The organism is Afipia sp. GW823-FHT06G09, assembly GCF_058794875.1.
Window position 1 is genome coordinate 72,355 of the sequence record NZ_JBXAHF010000008.1, and the last position, 18,951, is coordinate 91,305.

Below are 18,951 nucleotides of genomic sequence, written 5' to 3' on the forward strand. Positions count from 1 at the left end.
GGAAACGGTTGCCATTTTACGTTCCATCTTGAACGAAACATGTGCCTTCATTTCGCAGACCGATACCTCGTTGCGAACACACGTTGCTGTCCGACTCCTTGAGGCCGCACAAACTCACCAAACCTCGATCGGCGAACTGCGTTTGGCCGCAAGGCGTGCTCTCCACGAAGCCTCTGAGATTAAGCTCTACAATAAGAGATGAACTGCGAAAATCATCTGGAAGGAAGCCCCTCCCCAGAATGCCGTGGGGCGCGGAGGTGCTGCAATCAATCAGGACGCATCGGCCGTTACTGCGTCGTAAATGTCCTCCTCTTGCGCGGTGTGCATTCGTACCAGCGTTTCGATCGCCTCGATCACACGTTGCGCGTCCCGCACGAGATAGCGGTCGATTTTCTCCGAGGGCATGTCCTCGACGATCCGACTAAGCAGCTGGCCAAGATGCAGGATTTCGCGATGAGCACGGCTCATTTCAGCGAGACCATGACGCTCGCGCAGAACCTCTGCAAGCTTCGGATAGACGCTGTCTTCGTCATCGCGCTCGTGTTTCACGACGCTGCTCTGAACAAGTTTCTGAGCTTCCCTGATCAACGTCCTGGCGGATTCGGGCGTCTCGTCGTCCAGCGCATCCACGATCCTGCGCAGGCGGTCGAGGTCCCTGAACAGCGCTTGATGATCGTGATGTAATGTCAGCCCCTGCTCCAGAGTTATGCGTCGGCGACCCGTGCCGAGGGCTGGCTGGAGCGCACGTAGCGCGTTCAGGATGACAGAAACATCGATTACCTCTTGCACAATCGCCGCCGGCACGGGTGCAAGCCAGCCGAAAGCGGCGGCCACCATTGCCGCGAACGACAACCCCATGCCGACCAAGATGCTCTGCAGAGCGATCCGCCGCGACCGCTGCGCAATGATGATCGCCTCACCAACGCGGTCGAGGCGGTCAGCCAGGATAACCACATCTGCCGCTTCGGACGAGGCGCTGGCACCCCGCGCCCCGAGCGCAACCCCGATGTCGGCCACGGCGAGCGCCGGGGCGTCGTTGATACCATCGCCGACCATAATTGTCGGATGCAACCGCTGTTCAATGCGTACCGCCTCGACCTTGTCGGAAGGGACGCGGTCGGCCAGCACGGCATCGAGGTCGAGCGCCGCTCCGATGGCCTGCGCCGCGGCGGCCCGATCACCCGTGACCATCACGATTCGCGCGATTCCTGCATCACGCAGCAGCCTGATCGCTCGCGGCGTGTCAGCGCGCAATTCATCGGCCAGCAACAGCGCTCCTATCGGATGTTTGTCGACGGCGACAAAGACGATCAGAGCTGACCGCCACGAAGCGCGCCGGATTGCTCGGAGTTCCCACGGCGACAGCTCGGCAGTGGAGCCAAGCATCTGCCGCGAGCCAGCGGTCACCTCCCGTCCCTCAATCAAGCCGCTCAGGCCGGAGCCCATCGCTTCCTTAACTCGCTGGGGCGTTCTCAGCTCAAGGCCACGCTCGACGGCCGCCGCCACCACGGTTTTAGCAAGCACGTGGTGTGAGGCCTGCTCCAGCGATGCGCCAAGCCTCAGAACTTCGTCCGGATCTTCCCCGGGTGCGACTTCAATCGAAAGCAATCGCGCGCCTCCGACTGTGAGGGTGCCCGTTTTATCGAACAGGACTGTATGCGCTCGCGCCAGTGCCTCCAGCGCGCCACCGCCCTTGGCCAAAATGCCGCGGCGGGCCGCTTGCGCTACGCCAGCAATGAATGCGACCGGCGCAGCCAGGATCAGCGGGCACGGCGTCGCCGCCACCAGCACGGCTAGACTACGAGTCAGATCACCTGATACCCACCACGCCACGAAGGCGAGCGTGATCGTCACCGGCAGAAGAATTAGCGCGTACCGATCGGCCAATCGCACGAAGGGAGCCTTTGCCGTTTGCGCCGCGGTCACCATGCGTACGATGCCCGCATAAGTGCTTTGGCCGGCAGGTGCAGTAACGGTCAATTCGAACGTCTCGCCCGCGTTCAACGAACCTGACAAAACGGCGCTACCGCGCGCTTTTTCAACTGGGATCGGTTCTCCAGTCACGGCGGACTCGTCAATGGTGGCTGAGGCCGAGCCAACGACGCCGTCGACTGGCACGATCTCGCCAGCCCGTATCAGGAGTTCTTCACCGATCAAGACGGCTTCGACCGGAACTTCTTCGATACGTTCGCCGCTTTTGCGGTGAGCTTGACGCGGCGCACGATCGACCAGCGACCGCAGGTCGCGCTCCGCGCGTGCGACGGCAATATCCTCTAGCACGTTGCCGCCGGAATACATCAAGGCGACCACGGCTCCAGCAAGCGGTTGGCCAAGTGCCAATGCCGCGCTCATGGATAGCAGCGCAATCGCGTCGACGCCGAGGCGGCCGCTGAGGAGATCCCTGAAGATCGAGAACGCCAGTCCTGCGATCACGGGGCCTGTGCCTAGCTCCCAGGCAACATCGGCCAAGTCAGGCCGGCCAATCGTCCGCGCAAAAATTCCGCCGACTAATCCCGCGATGGCGATCGCGACGAGGGTCCATCTCAAGACACGCTCAAACGGCATGCTCTTCTTCCGTGGGTGCTGAACTCTTCCGTCGGTGCCGAGCGTTGCTTTGCCTAAAACCGAGCTTCGCCGCATGAGCGACATCAAGGCCACAACCCTTAGGCCATCATTGGATGACGACCATGACTTGGATCAAGATAGGCTCAATCGCTATACTTATCCTAAAATAAATACGCACGCTGCCGGCGTGCAAGAGAACCGATGACGAGCCCACCAGCGACGAGACGCTTTACAAGGCACGTTGCCGTCCGTCTTGCAACTATCCAGTCCAACCTGACAAGGAGTTTTACGATGACTAAGTCCAGGTTCGAAATTCAGCCGTCTCTTCATCCATTGATGACAAGCGGGCGTTGGCGAACGAATGTTCTTCGATCCGGCCTTGCTGTCGGGCTCATCTTGGGCGCCTGGCACTTGATGTGGTCGACACTTGTTGCGGCAGGACTAGCGCAACCCGTTGCCGATTTCGTTTTCTGGATGCACTTCATTAAACCGGTTTACCTTGTAGAGTCCTTCGATGCATACAGAGCGATTGTTCTGGTATCACTCACCTTTGCAATCGGCTTTGGAATTGGAAGCATGGGAGCGATTATTTGGTACTCGGTCGCTCGTTCTAGCCAATGAGCCTTAGGACGCTCAGTAAGCTTTTGTTGAGCCAACAGCTTCGCGAAGAGCGGCAATGGCTTCCGGGAAGCCATGTTTATGAATCACCAAAGCTCCTTGTCCTCGCTCACTTTCTCACAAAGCTTGGTCCAAAAAAGCCCGGTTAGGTCACATCCAGCTTGCCATAGGTCTATTCCCCCTCATTAAAGAAGTGAGCTTGCGATCATCGCAATGCGCGCAACTACGCCTAGCGCAGGTACCCAGATCGGCACGCTGACATGAGGATGCGATGACAAGGTACGGCGACACCGAAGTCTGAGCAAAGCGGTATTGACCAGGGCAAAGACCACAAGTGTCGCTAGCGAAGTTCCTTCCGCCAGCCATGCGAACGGGACTGACAGCGCAAGCGGAATAACAGAGGCCACAATCAACGCAGTTGCCACGACAGGCGTTCCGGTAGCGGAGTGAACCCCTGCAAGTACGCGCGGCAAATCCCCATCACGCGCTAATCCATAGATCACACGCGACGCCATGGTCATCTGGGCTAGAATGGTATTCAGTGTCGCTACAATAGCGATGAGGCTGATCGTCCTTGGATTGATCTCCGCCACCGCACGAAATACCAGGCTGAGCGGTGCCGGTGACAGCGCAAGGCGTTCGATTGACACTGTAGAAACAGCAACCGCCGCAACGAGGACGTACAGCGTCGTCGATATCAGAAGCGTCAGCACCATCGCACGTGGAATATTACGTTGCGGCTCTTTTGCCTCTTCAACCACATTAGCAAGATCCTCAAATCCAATGAAGGCGAAAAAGGCCAGCAGGCTACCGAACGCAATCCCGGACAGTGCCGTGACTTCGAAGGGTGGAATATTCGTGAGGGCAGCCGCGATCGGAATGTTCGAATGGACAGCGAAGGCGATGATCGCGACAAGGCCACCCACTTCGATCAGCGTGAACAAGCTCGCCAGCATCACCGATTCGAGAATCCCCCATGCCGCAACGGCCCCGAGTATTAACACGACTGCGATGACGATAAGTTCCTTTGGCCAATCCAGAAACTGCTGGATATAGCCGGCAGATCCTAGTGCCACAGCGGCCGAGGAAACCGTCGCGATGCCGATCGTCAACAAGCTTACCGAAATCGAGAGTGGGCGCGATTCGAAGGCGGCCTTTATATACGCAGCCTCGCCTGCGCTAACGGGAAACCGAGTGGACAGTTCAATATACGAAGCAACCGTAAGTGCCATGATAACCGCGGCGAGAAAAAACGACCACGATGCATAGACCCCGGCATGCCCAGCGACCACTCCGATGAGCACATAGATACCCGCGCCGATCGTGATGCCAGTTCCATAAAGAACCAGCAGCGGCAGCCCAAGTCGCCGCTTAAGTGTCGTAGCCGCCGCATTGAACCGCATGCTTGCGATAGTATGAGGTGGATGGTCTGTCATAAACCGTCCGAGCGCGACGGCATCCACACAAGGGTGCGGTCGCGAAACACATAGTGATGAACAAAAGCCGCAAGTGCGTGAGTGGCTGCCAAGATCATCAGCGCATGAGCAGATAATTCGTGTATCTCCATCCAAGCGAGTAGGCTGCCCAGGACCAAATTACACTCCGAACGGATATGTATCCGGAAGCCCGGCTATCTCTGCCGAATCCAGCGGCGTGACTGCCTGGGTGTCGTCAAACCAGATATATTCATCGAACTGCCGCGGCAAACTTGCCTGGAAGTAATGGCTCGCGCGTTCGGTTTCTGGCCTGTAGATCACGCCGATGGCTCGCTGAAGCCGGTCTTTGCCGAGGCTCTTTGGACCGCAGAGATCGCCGCGGTGACGCAGGCCCAACATGAAGCGCGGAAGGCCCACTGAATGACACAACTGTTCATAGCTATTGCGAAGCGACGGACGGACGGTCTTGACTTCCATCGGCCCTCCCCAATCAGATGCCGCGGCCACCGTTCCGCTGTGGGTGCCGAACCCAACCAAATAAGCCTGTTCTCCAAACTCCCTGCGGCAGAGCTGGCCTATATTGTACTCGCCCCGCGCGCTCATCTCGGTTGCCGCTGCGTTGCCGACATGTGAATTGTGCGCCCATACCACCGCTTTGCTGTCGGGCCCATGGAATGACAGAAGATTCTTCAGAGTTTCGAACATGTGAGTGTCACGCAAATTCCACGACGCACGCGAACCGTAATACATTATCCGGTAGTAGCGCTCGGCGTTGACGACAAGGCGCGCGTTCTGCTCAGCATCCAGAAATCGTTCGCCGTCTTGCTCCGCATAGGACCGCCGTTTCGCCAGGAGGTCGGTGAGTGCGCGCACGACATGGGATTCGCATGTCGGATAGGAGCCGGTCAATGCAGCATGGCCATAAGTGGCGGGATCACGCTGCCAAGGTGTCAGGCAACCATAGCGCTCCCGGGCGACACGCGCCGAGGCGGGATCGACGTCGTCGAGATAGTTCAGGACCGAGCGAACGGAGTCATAAAGGCTGTAGAGATCAAGACCGTGAAAAGCCACACGCTTGTCCTTCTCTACCGTGCCGTTATGCTTCCGCAGCCAACTGACGAAATCGCGCACCTCTATGTTCCGCCACATCCACGTTGGAAATCGTGCGAATGCCGTCCATTCTGAAGGCGGATACTGGAAATGCCGCACATAGTGATCGACCCGCGCCGCATCCGGCCAGTCAGCCTCGATAACCATGAAGCTGAATCCCTTTTTAACGATTAGATCGCGGGTGATACGCTCACGCATCCGATAGAACTCGGAGGTGCCGTGTGTCGCTTCGCCTAGCAGAACGATACGCGACGAGCCAATACGCCCCATCAGCGGGCTGAGATCCGCGGCTTCAATGGATGGAAACGGTTCGGCGGCATCTGCGAGGTTGCGGATCAGCACCTCATCGCCAATTGGAATTGAACGCAGCGCCGGCCGCGCCAACCCGCTTCGCTTGCCTTTTCCGGCTGTCCATCCCTCCTCTCCGATTAGTGGGACGAAGCGTACGTCAGCGATATCCTCACTATGGTATTTATCCTTCGAAACCCGGACGACCCGCACCAATTCTTGAGTACGCTCGCTAGAGCCGATCGGGATCACCAACCTGCCACCGATCTTCAACTGCTGCTTGAGCGACTCTGGAACCTGCGGGCCGCCCGCTGCCACCACAATGGCATCATACGGTGCATGTTCGGGCCAGCCCTTGCTGCCATCGCCGTGCAGGACATGAACATTTTCGTATCCGAGTTCGGAGAGCGTCGATGCTGCCTTTTCAGCGAGCGGACCGAGGCGTTCGACTGTGTACACATTCGCAGCAATCTCGGACAGCACGGCGGCGGCGTAGCCGGAGCCAGTGCCGATCTCGAGCACCGTCTCGCCCCCCTTGAGCAGAAGCGCCTCGATCATGAAGGCCACGATATAAGGTTGGGAAATGGTCTGCTCCCCGGCGATCGGAAGTGGCGAGTCTTCGTAGGCAAATTCGCGAAGGTTTTCTGGCAGGAACAACTCGCGCTGCACCTTGCCCATGGCTTCAAGGACGAGTTCGTCCCTTACGCCGCGCGCGACGATGGTATGCCTGACCATCTCTGCCCGGAGCTCCGGAAACGGCTTGATATGATCAGGGCGGTTTGGACTCGATGCAAACGATTCCATCATGACGGTTTCCGCATCATAGATAAGCGGGACACATTCAAAGACGATTGCACTTCCATCGACTTGATCGACATCAATATCCTGATACACCAGAATGCAGATCGAATGACGCCGACCGGGCCGCTCTCACCACGCAAGACGTCGATAGTTTGAGGGCGGCGCAGCCCCCGCAGCGCGGGATCGAGATAGACAATGCTCGATCAGTTCCTTCTGGTTTCCCTTGACCTGCCTCAATTCCAAACCATGCGAGACCCCTATAATCAAAGTGCAAATGGTTACGAGGCGCGACATGTCGAAAGTGCCCGTCCTCCCCACACTCTCGATTTCGTCGGCAACGGCGTACGTCGTCGCCACCAAAGCGCGCCAGTTTGGTGCGAACATCGGTCTCCACAGAGACTCCTTATGCATGAAAAGCCCACTATTTGCGGGCCTTTCTGCACCTAAAAAATAATAGTCTATGAAAGCCGCACTGGCTGGCTGGCGACACAGTGTTGATCCCGCTGGTCTCTGCGCAAATTCCCTGCAAACAGGGAATTTTACAGGGAAATAATGCAAATCTAACCTATTTGAGCACCTACCCAAGACAGAAGCAGGCTAAATATCGATATATTTCACCGATTCCTTAAAACAACGATCAGGGAAAAATTTCGACCAAGCAGGGATTCAAGTGTACGCGAGCAGGGAAAATAGCCATCGCGCCCAGCAAAATCGAAGTTAGACGGGCGCGATAATTTGAATAGATACATTTCGGCATCGATCCAGCCCGGCAGGTTGCGTTTGCGGTTAAACCGTAGCGCGCATGCCCCGCGGCCAATGCCTGGACAAGCAAATTACTCGCGGCCTTAGCGGCCACGTCGCGTTCGTTGTGAGCCGTGCCAACCAGCGAGGCCATGTCCAACGAAGCGACCGAGCGGCCGAATGCATCTCCCAGCGCCGCTCGCGCGATCGTGTGCCACAAGATCGGTTGGTACGTATGGAAGATGCCATCAAGATTTCCGCCCGTGGCATCGACCTGCTCTATGCCTTAATCATCGTTCGGCTGGACCGCGAAGACCCGTCTGGATCAACGTCACAACAAGCCCGACAGCGGAGTGGATTGCGAGTCAGATAAAAGAGGCCTTCCCTTAGGATAAGGCCCCAAAAATATTTCAACCGCGATCGAGATCAAATCTAGGGCGCGATCGTCACACACCGATTGCGCGCAATGGATATGCGGGAAAAGCGCGCTGCGCCAGCTTCACCTTGGTGAAATGCCCTTGCCGAGCGGTTGATCGGATCGCTCTGGCGTGAGTGTGGGCCACATCATTGTCTTGGGCAACGTGCATCTGCGCTAGATTCTGAAATAGGTCAGAACGCATTGATTCTTGAACAAGAATGCGCCGATTTCTCGCCCGGTTCGGCGCACCACGCTTGATCATTTCACGCGCCATCTTGGACGGACTCCATCACCAATACGCCCGTATTTAAGTCTTTGGTCCAAACAACTCTTTCCCTATTGACTTTTCTCGGAACAAACGATCCGTCTCGCCAAGACGTCGTCAACAGAGAATTGTCCTCAATCACGAATTGTCTCCTGATTCAGACGATGCCTCTGAGCACGTTAGAGATCGACTTGCTCAGAAATCGGTAGCCTATCAGGCCAGCAGCGATTGCTCGGTCTGCTTGTCGAAGACATGAATACTTTGCGCATCGAACCCGACATGAACATTCTCGCCGAGACCAACCTGTGAATCGGCTCGCACTTGGACACTGATTCGCTTCCGATCCGATATCTGGACCTCAACGAGCTTTTCCGAACCGAGCAACTCTACCAGCGAAACTCTACCAGCAAGGGCATCGGGACCAGCTGACGTCATCAAACTCAAATCCTGAGGGCGCACGCCGATCACCGCAGCAGAACCTGTTGCCTTCGCGCTATCTAACGAAGGCAATGGCAGGGCAGCCTCGCCAATCTTGAAGCGACCGCCCTCGACATCACCTTCCAGGAAATTCATCGGCGGGCTTCCGATAAACCCGGCGACAAAGAGATTTGCCGGCCGCTTGTACACGTCTTCAGGCGTACCAAATTGCTGCACGACGCCTTTGTGCATAACGGCAATCAGATCCGACATGGTCATAGCTTCGAGTTGATCATGGGTCACATAAACAGTGGTCGCGTTGAGATCCAGGTGAAAACGCCGCAATTCACCGCGCATGGTCACGCGCAGTTTCGCATCAAGATTGGAAAGCGGCTCATCCATGAGAAAGATGTCAGGCTTACGGACCATGGCACGACCAAGCGCCACTCGCTGTCGTTGACCGCCAGACAGTTGCGCAGGCTTCCGGTCAAGGAGATGATCGATCTCGAGAATCCGGGCAACTCTCTCGACCGCCGAGGCAACCTCTGACTCAGGTGTCTTGCGCACGCGCAATCCGTAACCGAGGTTTCGTCGAACCGTCATCTGCGGGTAAAGCGCGTAAGACTGAAACACCATTGCAATGTTGCGGTCCCGCGGCGCAAGTTTGTTGATCTCGCGATCGCCAAACAGGATGCTGCCCGCAGAAATCTCCTCCAGGCCCGCGATCATCCGAAGTAGCGTTGTCTTGCCACAACCGGAGGGGCCCAAGAGCGTCACGAACTTGTTGCTCGGAAATACGAGATCCACGTCCTTGAGAATAGAAACGCTACCAAAGCTCTTGTTGATGCGCTGTAACTTAACGTCCATTTTCTTTATCTTTCGCTAGATTAGCCCTTGACCGCGCCAGCGCCGAAACCGGCGACGAGATGGCGTTGCAGAGCCATAAACAGAATCGCCATCGGCACCGTCATCAGAACAGACGCCGCCATCAACAGGCCCCAGTCCACATGCGTTCCTTCGAAGAACAGCATGACGCCGACAGTGAGGGTGAGATTATCCAGCGAGTTGATGAAAACACGGCCGAAAAGGTAGTCATTCCACGATACGATCATAGAAAAGATCGATGCCGCTATAATCCCTGGCAATGCTGTAGGCAGGACGACGTCCGCGAAGACCTGATATCGGGATGCTCCGTCGATAAGAGCCGCCTCCTCAATTTCAATCGGAATCGAACGCATGAACGCCCACATGAGCCACATGCAAAACGGAAGCGTAATGCAGACGTAGCCGAAAACGAGACTGAGCAAGTTGTCTGTGAGTTCAAGCCGAACCATCATCAGAAAAAGCGGAAATACAAAGATGATGGATGGCACCATATAGCCAAGCAGACTGAAATACGGGATCGCGCTTCGACCCCAGTATCTGAAGCGGGTGACGCTGTAAGCCGCCAATGTCGATACAACGATGCTGATGAGCGTCGATCCGAGTGTCACGATCACGCTGTTGACAAACCATCGCGTGAAGAACTGCGCGGGAGAAGGGCCGATCTCCTGCTTCCCCTCGCCGGATTGATAGTACTGTTGGCGGCCGCTCAGCAGCGCTTCGTAATTCTCGAACGTGGTCGTTTGAGGAATCAGCGTCGGCGGCGTGGCAAATATCTCGGATTTCGGCTTCAGCGAAGTGGACAACGCCCATATGAGCGGAAAGCAAACCGCGAACGTCACGAGGCACAAGAGCACATACAAGGAGATCTTTTTGGTCGTAAGCCAGAGGCTATCGGCGTTCACGGTCACTTCTCCTCGGTACCAAAGCCCGCCACGCGTAAATACAGAACGCTTCCGACCATCAGCATGACCATCATGACAACCCCTGTCGCCGCGCCAACGCCAAGTCTAAGACTCGCCATCGATTGTTCGAATGAATAGACAGCAAGATTGAAGGTCGATGTTCCAGGCCCGCCCTTGGTCAGCAGATAGATTTCTTCGAACTTGTTGAAGGTCCAGACGGTGCGGAACACGATCACGACAATCAGGACTTCGCGGAGCTGCGGCAGAGTCACATCTAGAAAGCGCCGGAATGCACCGGCGCCGTCGACCTTGGCTGCATCGTAAAGCTCTAGCGGCACCGCCTGCAGCCTTGCAAGAACACAGATCACCACAAACGGCGTGTACTTCCAGACATTGAGCATGATTGTAGAAGCCATCGCCATGGTCGGTGTAGACAACCAATAGATCGGCTCACTAATCAAGCCGACGGACTGAAGGCTGTAGTTGATTACGCCGATCTCGGGATTGAAAATCCAGCGCCAGATCAGGGCGATAACGACGGTCGGCACGATATAGGGAAAAAGCAGAAGTCCGCGAAAGATTGCCATCCCAAACAGCTTGCGATGGAGCAGCAGCGCGATGCCTACACCGAATACGGTCTGGAAGAGGATGGATAGCAGGGTCCAGATTGTGCCCTGTGCGAACGAACTCCAAAACAGCGGATCCGAGAATATGTACTCGAAGTTCGCCAGTCCCACGTAAAAAATCAGATCGGGCCGCAGGGGATTGTAGCTGAAGAACGCCATTCGAATGGCTTCAACGATCGGATAGACCATAAATAAGACGGCCGTAACGACGAATGGGGCGATGAAGAGCAACCCCACGAACCGATCGGACTGCAAGAAATCGAGGCGGCGCATTGTCTTTCCGTTCCAAGATGGTGCCGGGCAGCGCCCGCTGCCCGGCTAACTCATTCAGCCAAGCAGGCGAATGTTCTCGCGGCGAATCGCTTCCAGTTCCCGAGCACCCCATTTGGCTGCTTGTTGAGGAGTCTGGTTGTCGATGACAACCTTTTGGACGGTCTGCGCCAGGATGGAACGGCCGTGGACATATCCAGAGAGCGGATTGGCTCCCATCAACAGCTCATTCGCAGTGCTGCTCGAGTTGGGAAGCGAGCCGGTATAGTAGGTTTCCACCGTCTTTGGCTTGGATTTGTAGAACGGGTGATTCCTCAACTCCGCCGAATTGGCTACGTCCTTGTACGTCGGCGCAACGTTCGGCATCAGCGAGTGGCAGTATTTTACCAACCACTCCTTGCTGGTCTGCTGGTACAGCAGCGCCTGCTTGACTTCTTCAATATACGGATTGTTTTGCGCGGGAACGCACCATCCCTGGAAGTCATTCCAATTGCTGCGCCGCTGCGTTCGCGGATTACGCGCGTGATTGAACGCCTCCGTTGCCTCGAAGATCGGCTTGGCTTCTTCGGCGGCACGACCCAGTGTCCGGCCCCAATAGAAGCTCATGGCGGTTTGGCCCGTAACGTGCGCGTCGACCACCTGAAGGAAGCTGTACTCGACAGCGCCCTTGGGCATGTAAGGCAGCAGTTCCTTAACGAAGGTCAGCGCTTCAACTGTTTCGGGGCTATCGAACGCCACTTCAAACTTGTTCGAGGTGTCGAACATGCGTCCGCCCGCCGCATGAAGCAGCGCCGCAAAATGATAGTCCGTGCAGAGGTTTCGGCCGAGCGCCATGCAGAAACCGGCCATGTTCTGCTTCTTCTGCGTGATCGTCTTCGCAGCATTCAGCAGATCATTCCAATCCCATGTGTCCGGGTCCTTTAACCCGAGCTCGTTCACGATGTCGGTGCGGACGAGCAAGAGATGCGGCTGGTGGTGCGCCGGGATGACGTATTGCTTGCCCTTCCAACTGCCCCAGAAATCCCATTTGACGCCGTCGACGAGGCGATCACGTCCGATTTTGTCGACCATGTCGTCGACCGGAAGCAGCAATCCCTCTGCCATCAACTGCATGGCAATCGGCGATTCGACGCTGATGAGTGAGGGAGGACGACGAGCCGCCAGATCCGTCATCAGTTTGACGTAAACACCGTCCCACGGAATGGTTTCAATTTCGAATTTGAGGCCGGGCGCATTCTTCTGTGCCCACTCGTTCATTGCCGCCACGCCGGCACCACCGTATGGACCGGGTTCACCCCAGACGCGGATCGTCCCCGTCTTGGAGCTTTGTGCGGACGCACCTCCCCCCGTAAACAGGCTTTGGGCCCCGATACCGACAGCCGCCGCTCCGCCGAGAAAGCCTCGTCGATCGATCAAAGGCCGAGTCTTGGTTGTGTCCTTATTCGTCATGGAATCCTCCCTGGATGTGCGACGTTGCTAACTCGCCGTTACTTCGGCTTTTCTTTGTATGAGACCTCGCAATATCTCTTGCTGGTGACCCGATACCCGGTTGAGTGTGCGAACCCGTTCCGCGATCGCTCCCTGTATATGTGGCTTTCTTGCGAGTCCTTCCGCGGCGGCCTGAGCGGCGACAGCCTCAGCGACCATCGGGCAAAGTTCAGAATCTAACGGATTGGGTAATACATTCTCCGGCCCAAGCTGTGCGGTCGTTACATGATCCGCGATCGCCCGCGACGCAGCGAGACAAATCGTCTCGGTGATGTTCTTGACCGACACATCGACCGCGCCACGCATAATTCCCGGAAACGCGAGCACATTGTTACATTGGTTCGGCGCATCGAAACGTCCGCTGCCGGCAATTGCAGCGCCCGCCGCTATCGCCTCGTGCGGCATGATTTCCGGCACGGGATTGGCGCAGGCGAAAACGACAGCAGATTTGGCCATCGACTGAATATGGCTCGCATCAATCAGAGGACCCGTGCTTAGGCCAACGAAAGCATCCGCCCCCTTCAGCGCTTCGGCAAGGGTTCCCTTGATCCTCGATTTGTTCGTGATGGAGGCAAGAGCTGCCATGTGCATCGATGGCTGCAATTCGCCCTCGCAAAGGACGCCGTGCCGGTCACACACAACGACATCGCCGGCACCCCAGGCAAGACACAGCCGCGCTGCGGCTGTACCAGCTGCGCCCGCTCCGTTTACAACGATACGGATATCTTCCTTCTTCTTGCCGACGACCTTCAACGCGTTCATCAAGCCGGCAACTATGACCGTTGCCGTGCCGTATTGATCATCGTGGAAAACAGGAACGGACAATCGTCTGGTCAATTCCTCAACGGTCGCGAAACAATGCGGCGAGGCGACATCTTCCAAATTGAATCCGGCGAAGGACGGCTCAAGCGCGGCGATATGATCGACCAGTTTGGCCGAATCTCGCACATCAAGGCAGAGTGGAACCGCATCCAAGCCCGCAAGTAATTTAAACATGATCGCCTTGCCTTCCATCACAGGAATGGCAGGGAGTGGTCCGGTGCGACCGAAGCCGAGCACGGCGGTGCCGTCGGTCACCACCGCAATCGTATTCGCGCGGTTTGTTAGAATGTCAGTCTGACTCGGATCGGCTACAATCCTTTGCACCAGCGTGCCGACACCCGGCGTATACAACGTGGCAACATCGCGCAGCGATCCGACGTGAACCTTGGGCACGACCTCCAGTTTGCCGTGCCCGCAGAATACGTCGCGCACGGCAGAGACAGCTGCCTCCTGTGTAACTATCCAGCGCGTATCGAAAACCGACATCAAGAAGCACTCCGGCGGCGCTGTGCATATCGCTGCTGGCGAACCGTTGCCGTCAGTTCATGAGCCAACATTCCCTCGCTGGCGCACATGCGCCCCATAATCGGAGCAATGCTCTCGCTCGCTTCCGGCGTCAGGCGCTGATACGTGACGGTCTTCAGGAACTTTCCAACCCACAGGCCACCGGTGTAACGCGCCGCACGTCCTGTCGGCAGCGTGTGATTGGTGCCGACTCCCTTGTCGCCGTAAGCAACGGTGCTTTCCTCACCGACGAACAAGCTGCCATAGTTCTTGAGACGGTCGAGATAGTAATCATTTCGGCTTGTCAGGACTTCCAGATGCTCGGGAGCATATTGATCGCTCAAGGCGATGGCAGCATCGTCGTCCTGCACGACAGCAACCTCACCCCAGCGGCTCCAGGCGGCCGACGCGATGGCAGCGGTCGGCAAGGTCAGCAATTGACGCTCAATTTCGGCAATGACTTCGCCTCCAAGCTTCGCCGATGTGGTGATCAGCCACGCCGGACTATCCGGCCCATGCTCCGCCTGTCCAAGGAGATCTGTCGCAACGAGCGCGGGATCGGCACTATCATCCGCAATGACCAAAATTTCTGTAGGACCGGCGGGAAGGTCTATTCCGACGAGTCCGAACAACTGGCGTTTGGCTTCGGCGACATATGCGTTCCCGGGACCCGTGATCATATCAACCGGGCGCATGCCCACGCGGCCATAGGCCATCGCGGCGAGCGCCTGCACGCCCCCTATCGAATAAATTTCCGTGGCACCGGACTCTGCCAGAGCATACAGCGTCGGCGGGAAGATTCCCCTTCCCTCGCGCGGCGGCGCCGCACCGAGGACATGGTTGACACCCGCTACGCGCGCCGTTGCGACACTCATGATTGCCGCGGAGATGAGCGGATACTTTCCGCCCGGGATGTAGCACCCGACGGTGTCGACCGGGATGATCTTTTGGCCCAGCGTAATACCGTTACCGAATTCAGCTTCGAATTCAGAAAGCGAGTCCCTTTGACGTTTAGCGAAATCGGTAACTTGCTTCTTACAGAACGCGAAATCTTCCTTGAAAACCTTGCTCATGGTCTTGCGAGCCGTAGCAATTTCGTCGTCAGACACGCGGAAATCTTCGGCGTTCCATCCATCGAGGTCACGCGCATATCGGCGAACGGCTTCATCGCCGCCCTGCTCAATATTGGAGATCATGGTGCGAACGCGATCAATCAAATCGCGATTGTCCTGCCGGGATTGCTGCTCTGCCCGCTTCAAATAGTCGACCATTCGCTATCGCCTCATAAACAGTCTGAAGAATGTAACCGGTTACATACCATTCCCCGTCTGGTTGCTCTTGTCAACTCCCAGCGTTTGCCTTCTTCTGGAGAGGATGAAAGACAAACCAAAATCAGTGACGATTCGCTGGCTTGCTGAACAAGCAGGGGTTTCGGTCGCTACCATCAGCCGCACTCTCCGCAATCCTGATACGGTTGCACCGCAAACGCGGGAGCGAGTCCTTAAGCTCGTCAATCGGCACCAGTTTGTGCCGGACGGACGGGCGGCCACGTTCTCATCGCAGCGCACGGGCGTCGTCGGGTTGATCGTCCCGACAATTTCAAACTCGATCTATGCGGAGTTCACGGAAGCTATCCAGAGCAGGCTGCAAGCGGCCGACCTCAGCCTCCTGATTGCAAACGCAAACTATTCAGCCGACATCGAGCGCGAGATCATTCGCAAGCTGATCGAAAGCCGCGTCGAGGGCGTCATCCTTACTGGATACAAACGTGAGCCAGCTCTGTATGAGCTCCTCCGCCACTATCGCATTCCGTTTGTGGTAACCTGGTCGGTAAGCCCTAAGGCGTCCATTCCCGCTATTTCCTTCGACAATCGCGCAGCGGCGGCGGAAGCCACGGAAATGCTCATCAAGCTCGGGCATAGACGGATTGGCCTGATATGCGGGATGACCACGATCAACGACCGAGCTGCCCAGCGACTGGAGGCCTATCGCTCGGTTCTCGCGCGATATAAAATTCCGTACGATCCGGAGCTCGTGTCGGAACAACCGTTCGAGATTGAGGTGGCCGCAGAGGCTGCCACTCGGCTTCTCTCATTAGCGAATCCGCCGACTGCACTGTTTTGCGCGAACGATATTCAAGCGCTCGGCGCTTTATTTGCTTGTCAGCGATTGAAGATCCGTGTGCCGAAAGACGTTTCCATCATTGGCTTTGACGACCTGCCAATCACAAGAGTAGTGAACCCTCCGCTCTCAAGCGTTCACGTCCCGGCAAAGCGTATGGGGCACGCCGCGGCAGAGGCGCTGATCGATGCTGCGCGCAAGAGCATCCCTGTGAAAAGCCAGATCATTGCTACAGAGCTGATCATGCGTGATAGCACCATGCCGGCGCCGGCTGCGCAGTCCAAGCTTCGCTAAAGCGAAGCTTTCTAACAGGCCTTCTCCGAACCCTGCTCGGTCTTGATACCCGCGCTCGTGATCAAAACAAATGCACAAGAGCAAGGCTCATGGAGATGAGAGCGATCAGGGACAGCGATACCGCCCCAGTCACTCTTGCTCCGATCCTGCCAAGGAGCTTTAGGTCGACGCCTAAACCGAGGGCCGCCATCGAGACAATGGTTAGAAATCCTGCAATCTTGGTAATCGGCAGGATAGCGGCATCAGGTATCAAATCGAGCGACCGCAGGGTGGACAGCAAGAGGAATCCGGGAATGAACCAGGGTACCCACGTGAAACGGTTGCGAGCACCGGCGGTTGTGACCATACAATCTTCTTCCCAAATCTTTTTCCCCGATATCGTAAGTGCGATCACCATAGGTCCCAGCATCAAGACGCGCAGCAACTTGACCAATGTGCCAATCTGCACGCTTGCAATTCCCACCGGCACGGTTGCGGCCAACACCTGCGGTACGGCATAGACCGTCAGTCCGGCCAGGATTCCGTATTGTGAGCCGGTCAGGTTGAGCAGCGGTATAAACAGCGGCAAGCCGATGACAGTCAAAACCCCAAGGATCGCAGTGAATGAAATCGACGCTCCGACGTCGTCGCTGCTTGCGCGGATCACCGGAGCGACCGCCGCGATGGCGGAATTTCCGCAGATTGAGTTACCGCAGGCAATCAGGATCGACATCTTCGTCGATAAGCCGAGCATCCTGCTGATGCCGTAGCTGAATGCCAAGGCAGCAGCGACAGTCCCGGCGACCACCATCAGCAACAGAGGTCCGGACGCAGTGATCGCCACAAGACTGAGCGACGTACCGAGCAACATCACGGCAACTTCAAGAAGCTGTTTGGCGCTGAATGCGATACCAGCTTGCCAGCGTTCGCTGGGCTGCCAGACGGCGCGCAAGACCATGCCAACGAGAATCGCGAGGACGATGGCGTCTACATAGGGATGACTGAGGGCAAGCGTCTCGACCGCCTGCCCCCCGAGCGAGACGGCGGTAATGAGCAGACAAAGTGCGATACCCGGAATTCGATCGTGCCAGCGGTCCAAGCGATCGTTATGCGGCCTGGTATCAGCCGTCTTGGTTGGTCGAAGCATCCTATTCTCCGGGGCGGAGAATAAACTATGCAACATATGGGTATTCGAGGGATAATATCGTTTTCGTCTAGGCCGATAGAGAGAAGTTATGCCTCTGAATCTTCATCTTCTGCGATTGTTCGCGACCGTTGTGCGAACAGGCAGCTTCTCCAGCGCAGCAGACGCACTTCATATAAGCCAGCCTTCGATATCAAAGGGCGTCAGAGACTTTGAACTGCAACTCGGTTGCAGGCTTCTTGATCGCTCGCCGAAAGGAGTGAAGCCGACCCGTGAAGGCGCCGCGTTGATGCGTCATGCCGAGATCCTGTTCACAGCCGAGAGATCGGCGGAGGAGGAACTGCGCTCCTTCAGAAGCCTCGAAAACGGATCTTTGCGGGTCGGAGCTAGTACGACCATCGCGACTTATCTTCTCCCGGAGTATCTAGGAGCGTTTCATAAAGCATATCCAGGCATTGAACTTCACCTCACAAGCGCGAATACCCGCGATATCGCCGATCTTATGCTTCAGCACCAAATTGAGGTCGCATTGGTCGAAGGTCCGATCCATGATGAAGGCCTGGATTCAGATGCATGGCTCACCGACGTCATGGCGCTGATCGTCGGTCCAAATCATCCATTTGCGTCCGCAATAGAACCCATCGATCCGCAGGAACTTGTAAAGGAAACCCTGATCGTTCGGGAGCCGGGTTCCGGCTCTCGCGAAGTGGTCATGCAAGCTGTTGCGAAAATGGGAATCGAGCCGATGCGAACCCTCGAGATCGGAAGCACCGAGGCGATCAAACAACTCGTTGCTGCGGGCCTTGGCGTTTCCATCGTCTCGCGCGCGAGTGTAAGGGAGCAGATTTCGCTCAAGCGCCTCAAAATTGTTGAGGTACACGATCTTCATATCGAGCGTACGCTCTGGAAGATTAAGGCGGCTGGCAGAATCGATATTCCTGCTGCAGCTGCGTTTGAGCGCTTGATTGCGTCCAGGATATAATCAGCAAAATTGTCGGAAGACGCCGATATCATCATCGGTACTTATCCGTAGTAGATGATACGTGCTACGACCAATGTAAGAACGAGCAATAAGAACAGCCTCACGCCTACGCGCGAGACAGCCCCCGTCTTTCTTGATGGGTCCGTCCCTTGGACCGTTCTATCGCCGAAAGGATCAAGCAATTCGTCTTTGGACATGACAAATGGTCGCAACTGATTCTTGCGATCATTTGCTCCGAAATACGACCGATAACAATGGTTGCCGATTGCCTTTTC

The 18,951-nt window shown here is 56.5% G+C and carries 13 protein-coding genes; 3 read left to right on the plus strand and 10 right to left on the minus strand.

All coding sequences use genetic code 11. The features are described 5' to 3' along the window. Window positions 1-270: 270 nt before the first annotated feature. Complete coding sequence (locus tag AC1Q67_RS25295; RefSeq protein WP_492237921.1) at window positions 271-2,565, minus strand: heavy metal translocating P-type ATPase; 2,295 nt, start codon at window positions 2,563-2,565, stop codon at window positions 271-273. 291 nt (window positions 2,566-2,856) lie between these two features. Here AC1Q67_RS25295 and AC1Q67_RS25300 point away from each other — a divergent pair, with 291 nt between their 5' ends. Continuing rightward, entirely contained in the window at window positions 2,857-3,186 is a 330-nt protein-coding gene (locus AC1Q67_RS25300; RefSeq protein WP_492237919.1) for a hypothetical protein, read from the plus strand. A gap of 182 nt (window positions 3,187-3,368) precedes the next feature. Here the strand turns inward: AC1Q67_RS25300 and AC1Q67_RS25305 are convergent, their stop codons facing one another. From AC1Q67_RS25305 to hisD, 8 genes are all read right to left on the minus strand, one after another. Further along, window positions 3,369-4,619, minus strand: a complete 1,251-nt coding sequence (locus tag AC1Q67_RS25305; RefSeq protein WP_492237917.1) for an APC family permease — start codon at window positions 4,617-4,619, stop codon at window positions 3,369-3,371. A gap of 159 nt (window positions 4,620-4,778) precedes the next feature. Further along, a complete protein-coding gene (locus AC1Q67_RS25310; RefSeq protein ID WP_492238037.1) occupies window positions 4,779-6,821 on the minus strand; it encodes a protein-L-isoaspartate(D-aspartate) O-methyltransferase in 2,043 nt (680 codons plus the stop codon). Window positions 6,822-8,455: 1,634 nt separating this feature from the next. Next, a complete protein-coding gene (locus AC1Q67_RS25315; RefSeq protein ID WP_492237915.1) occupies window positions 8,456-9,526 on the minus strand; it encodes an ABC transporter ATP-binding protein in 1,071 nt (356 codons plus the stop codon). A gap of 20 nt (window positions 9,527-9,546) precedes the next feature. After that, the gene (locus AC1Q67_RS25320; protein WP_492237913.1) at window positions 9,547-10,452 is read right to left on the minus strand and encodes a carbohydrate ABC transporter permease; all 906 of its coding nucleotides are present in this window, start codon (window positions 10,450-10,452) and stop codon (window positions 9,547-9,549) included. After that, window positions 10,449-11,345 (minus strand): carbohydrate ABC transporter permease, encoded by an 897-nt coding sequence (locus tag AC1Q67_RS25325; RefSeq protein ID WP_492237911.1) that lies wholly within the window; start codon window positions 11,343-11,345, stop codon window positions 10,449-10,451. The genes AC1Q67_RS25320 and AC1Q67_RS25325 overlap by 4 nt, the downstream gene beginning before the upstream one ends. 54 nt (window positions 11,346-11,399) lie before the next feature. Beyond that, window positions 11,400-12,791 carry an ABC transporter substrate-binding protein gene (locus AC1Q67_RS25330; RefSeq protein ID WP_492237909.1) on the minus strand — a complete coding sequence of 464 codons (1,392 nt, stop codon included), beginning with the start codon at window positions 12,789-12,791 and terminating at the stop codon, window positions 11,400-11,402. Window positions 12,792-12,818: 27 nt separating this feature from the next. Continuing rightward, window positions 12,819-14,138: an NAD(P)-dependent malic enzyme gene (locus tag AC1Q67_RS25335; protein ID WP_492237907.1), complete on the minus strand. Its 1,320-nt coding sequence runs from the start codon at window positions 14,136-14,138 to the stop codon at window positions 12,819-12,821. Then, window positions 14,138-15,427: a histidinol dehydrogenase gene (gene hisD / locus AC1Q67_RS25340; RefSeq protein ID WP_492237906.1), complete on the minus strand. Its 1,290-nt coding sequence runs from the start codon at window positions 15,425-15,427 to the stop codon at window positions 14,138-14,140. The genes AC1Q67_RS25335 and hisD overlap by 1 nt, the downstream gene beginning before the upstream one ends. A 103-nt stretch (window positions 15,428-15,530) precedes the next feature. Between hisD and AC1Q67_RS25345 the strand changes: the two genes are divergently transcribed. Then, window positions 15,531-16,571, plus strand: a complete 1,041-nt coding sequence (locus AC1Q67_RS25345; protein WP_492237904.1) for a LacI family DNA-binding transcriptional regulator — start codon at window positions 15,531-15,533, stop codon at window positions 16,569-16,571. Between the two features lie 61 nt (window positions 16,572-16,632). Here the strand turns inward: AC1Q67_RS25345 and AC1Q67_RS25350 are convergent, their stop codons facing one another. Continuing rightward, a complete protein-coding gene (locus AC1Q67_RS25350; protein ID WP_492237902.1) occupies window positions 16,633-17,697 on the minus strand; it encodes a YeiH family protein in 1,065 nt (354 codons plus the stop codon). An 88-nt stretch (window positions 17,698-17,785) separates the two neighbouring features. Between AC1Q67_RS25350 and AC1Q67_RS25355 the strand changes: the two genes are divergently transcribed. Next, on the plus strand, window positions 17,786-18,676 hold the full coding sequence (locus AC1Q67_RS25355) for a LysR family transcriptional regulator (protein WP_492237900.1): 891 nt from the start codon (window positions 17,786-17,788) through the stop codon (window positions 18,674-18,676). Window positions 18,677-18,951 lie beyond the last annotated feature (275 nt).

Coding starts and splice junctions, on each gene's coding strand:
- AC1Q67_RS25295 (WP_492237921.1), bottom strand. CDS start 2,565: ATGCCGTTTGAGCGTGTCTTGAGATGGACCCTCGTCGCGATCGCCATC.
- AC1Q67_RS25300 (WP_492237919.1), top strand. CDS start 2,857: ATGACTAAGTCCAGGTTCGAAATTCAGCCGTCTCTTCATCCATTGATG.
- AC1Q67_RS25305 (WP_492237917.1), bottom strand. CDS start 4,619: ATGACAGACCATCCACCTCATACTATCGCAAGCATGCGGTTCAATGCG.
- AC1Q67_RS25310 (WP_492238037.1), bottom strand. CDS start 6,821: ATGGAATCGTTTGCATCGAGTCCAAACCGCCCTGATCATATCAAGCCG.
- AC1Q67_RS25315 (WP_492237915.1), bottom strand. CDS start 9,526: ATGGACGTTAAGTTACAGCGCATCAACAAGAGCTTTGGTAGCGTTTCT.
- AC1Q67_RS25325 (WP_492237911.1), bottom strand. CDS start 11,345: ATGCGCCGCCTCGATTTCTTGCAGTCCGATCGGTTCGTGGGGTTGCTC.
- AC1Q67_RS25330 (WP_492237909.1), bottom strand. CDS start 12,791: ATGACGAATAAGGACACAACCAAGACTCGGCCTTTGATCGATCGACGA.
- AC1Q67_RS25335 (WP_492237907.1), bottom strand. CDS start 14,138: ATGTCGGTTTTCGATACGCGCTGGATAGTTACACAGGAGGCAGCTGTC.
- hisD (WP_492237906.1), bottom strand. CDS start 15,427: ATGGTCGACTATTTGAAGCGGGCAGAGCAGCAATCCCGGCAGGACAAT.
- AC1Q67_RS25345 (WP_492237904.1), top strand. CDS start 15,531: ATGAAAGACAAACCAAAATCAGTGACGATTCGCTGGCTTGCTGAACAA.
- AC1Q67_RS25350 (WP_492237902.1), bottom strand. CDS start 17,697: ATGCTTCGACCAACCAAGACGGCTGATACCAGGCCGCATAACGATCGC.
- AC1Q67_RS25355 (WP_492237900.1), top strand. CDS start 17,786: ATGCCTCTGAATCTTCATCTTCTGCGATTGTTCGCGACCGTTGTGCGA.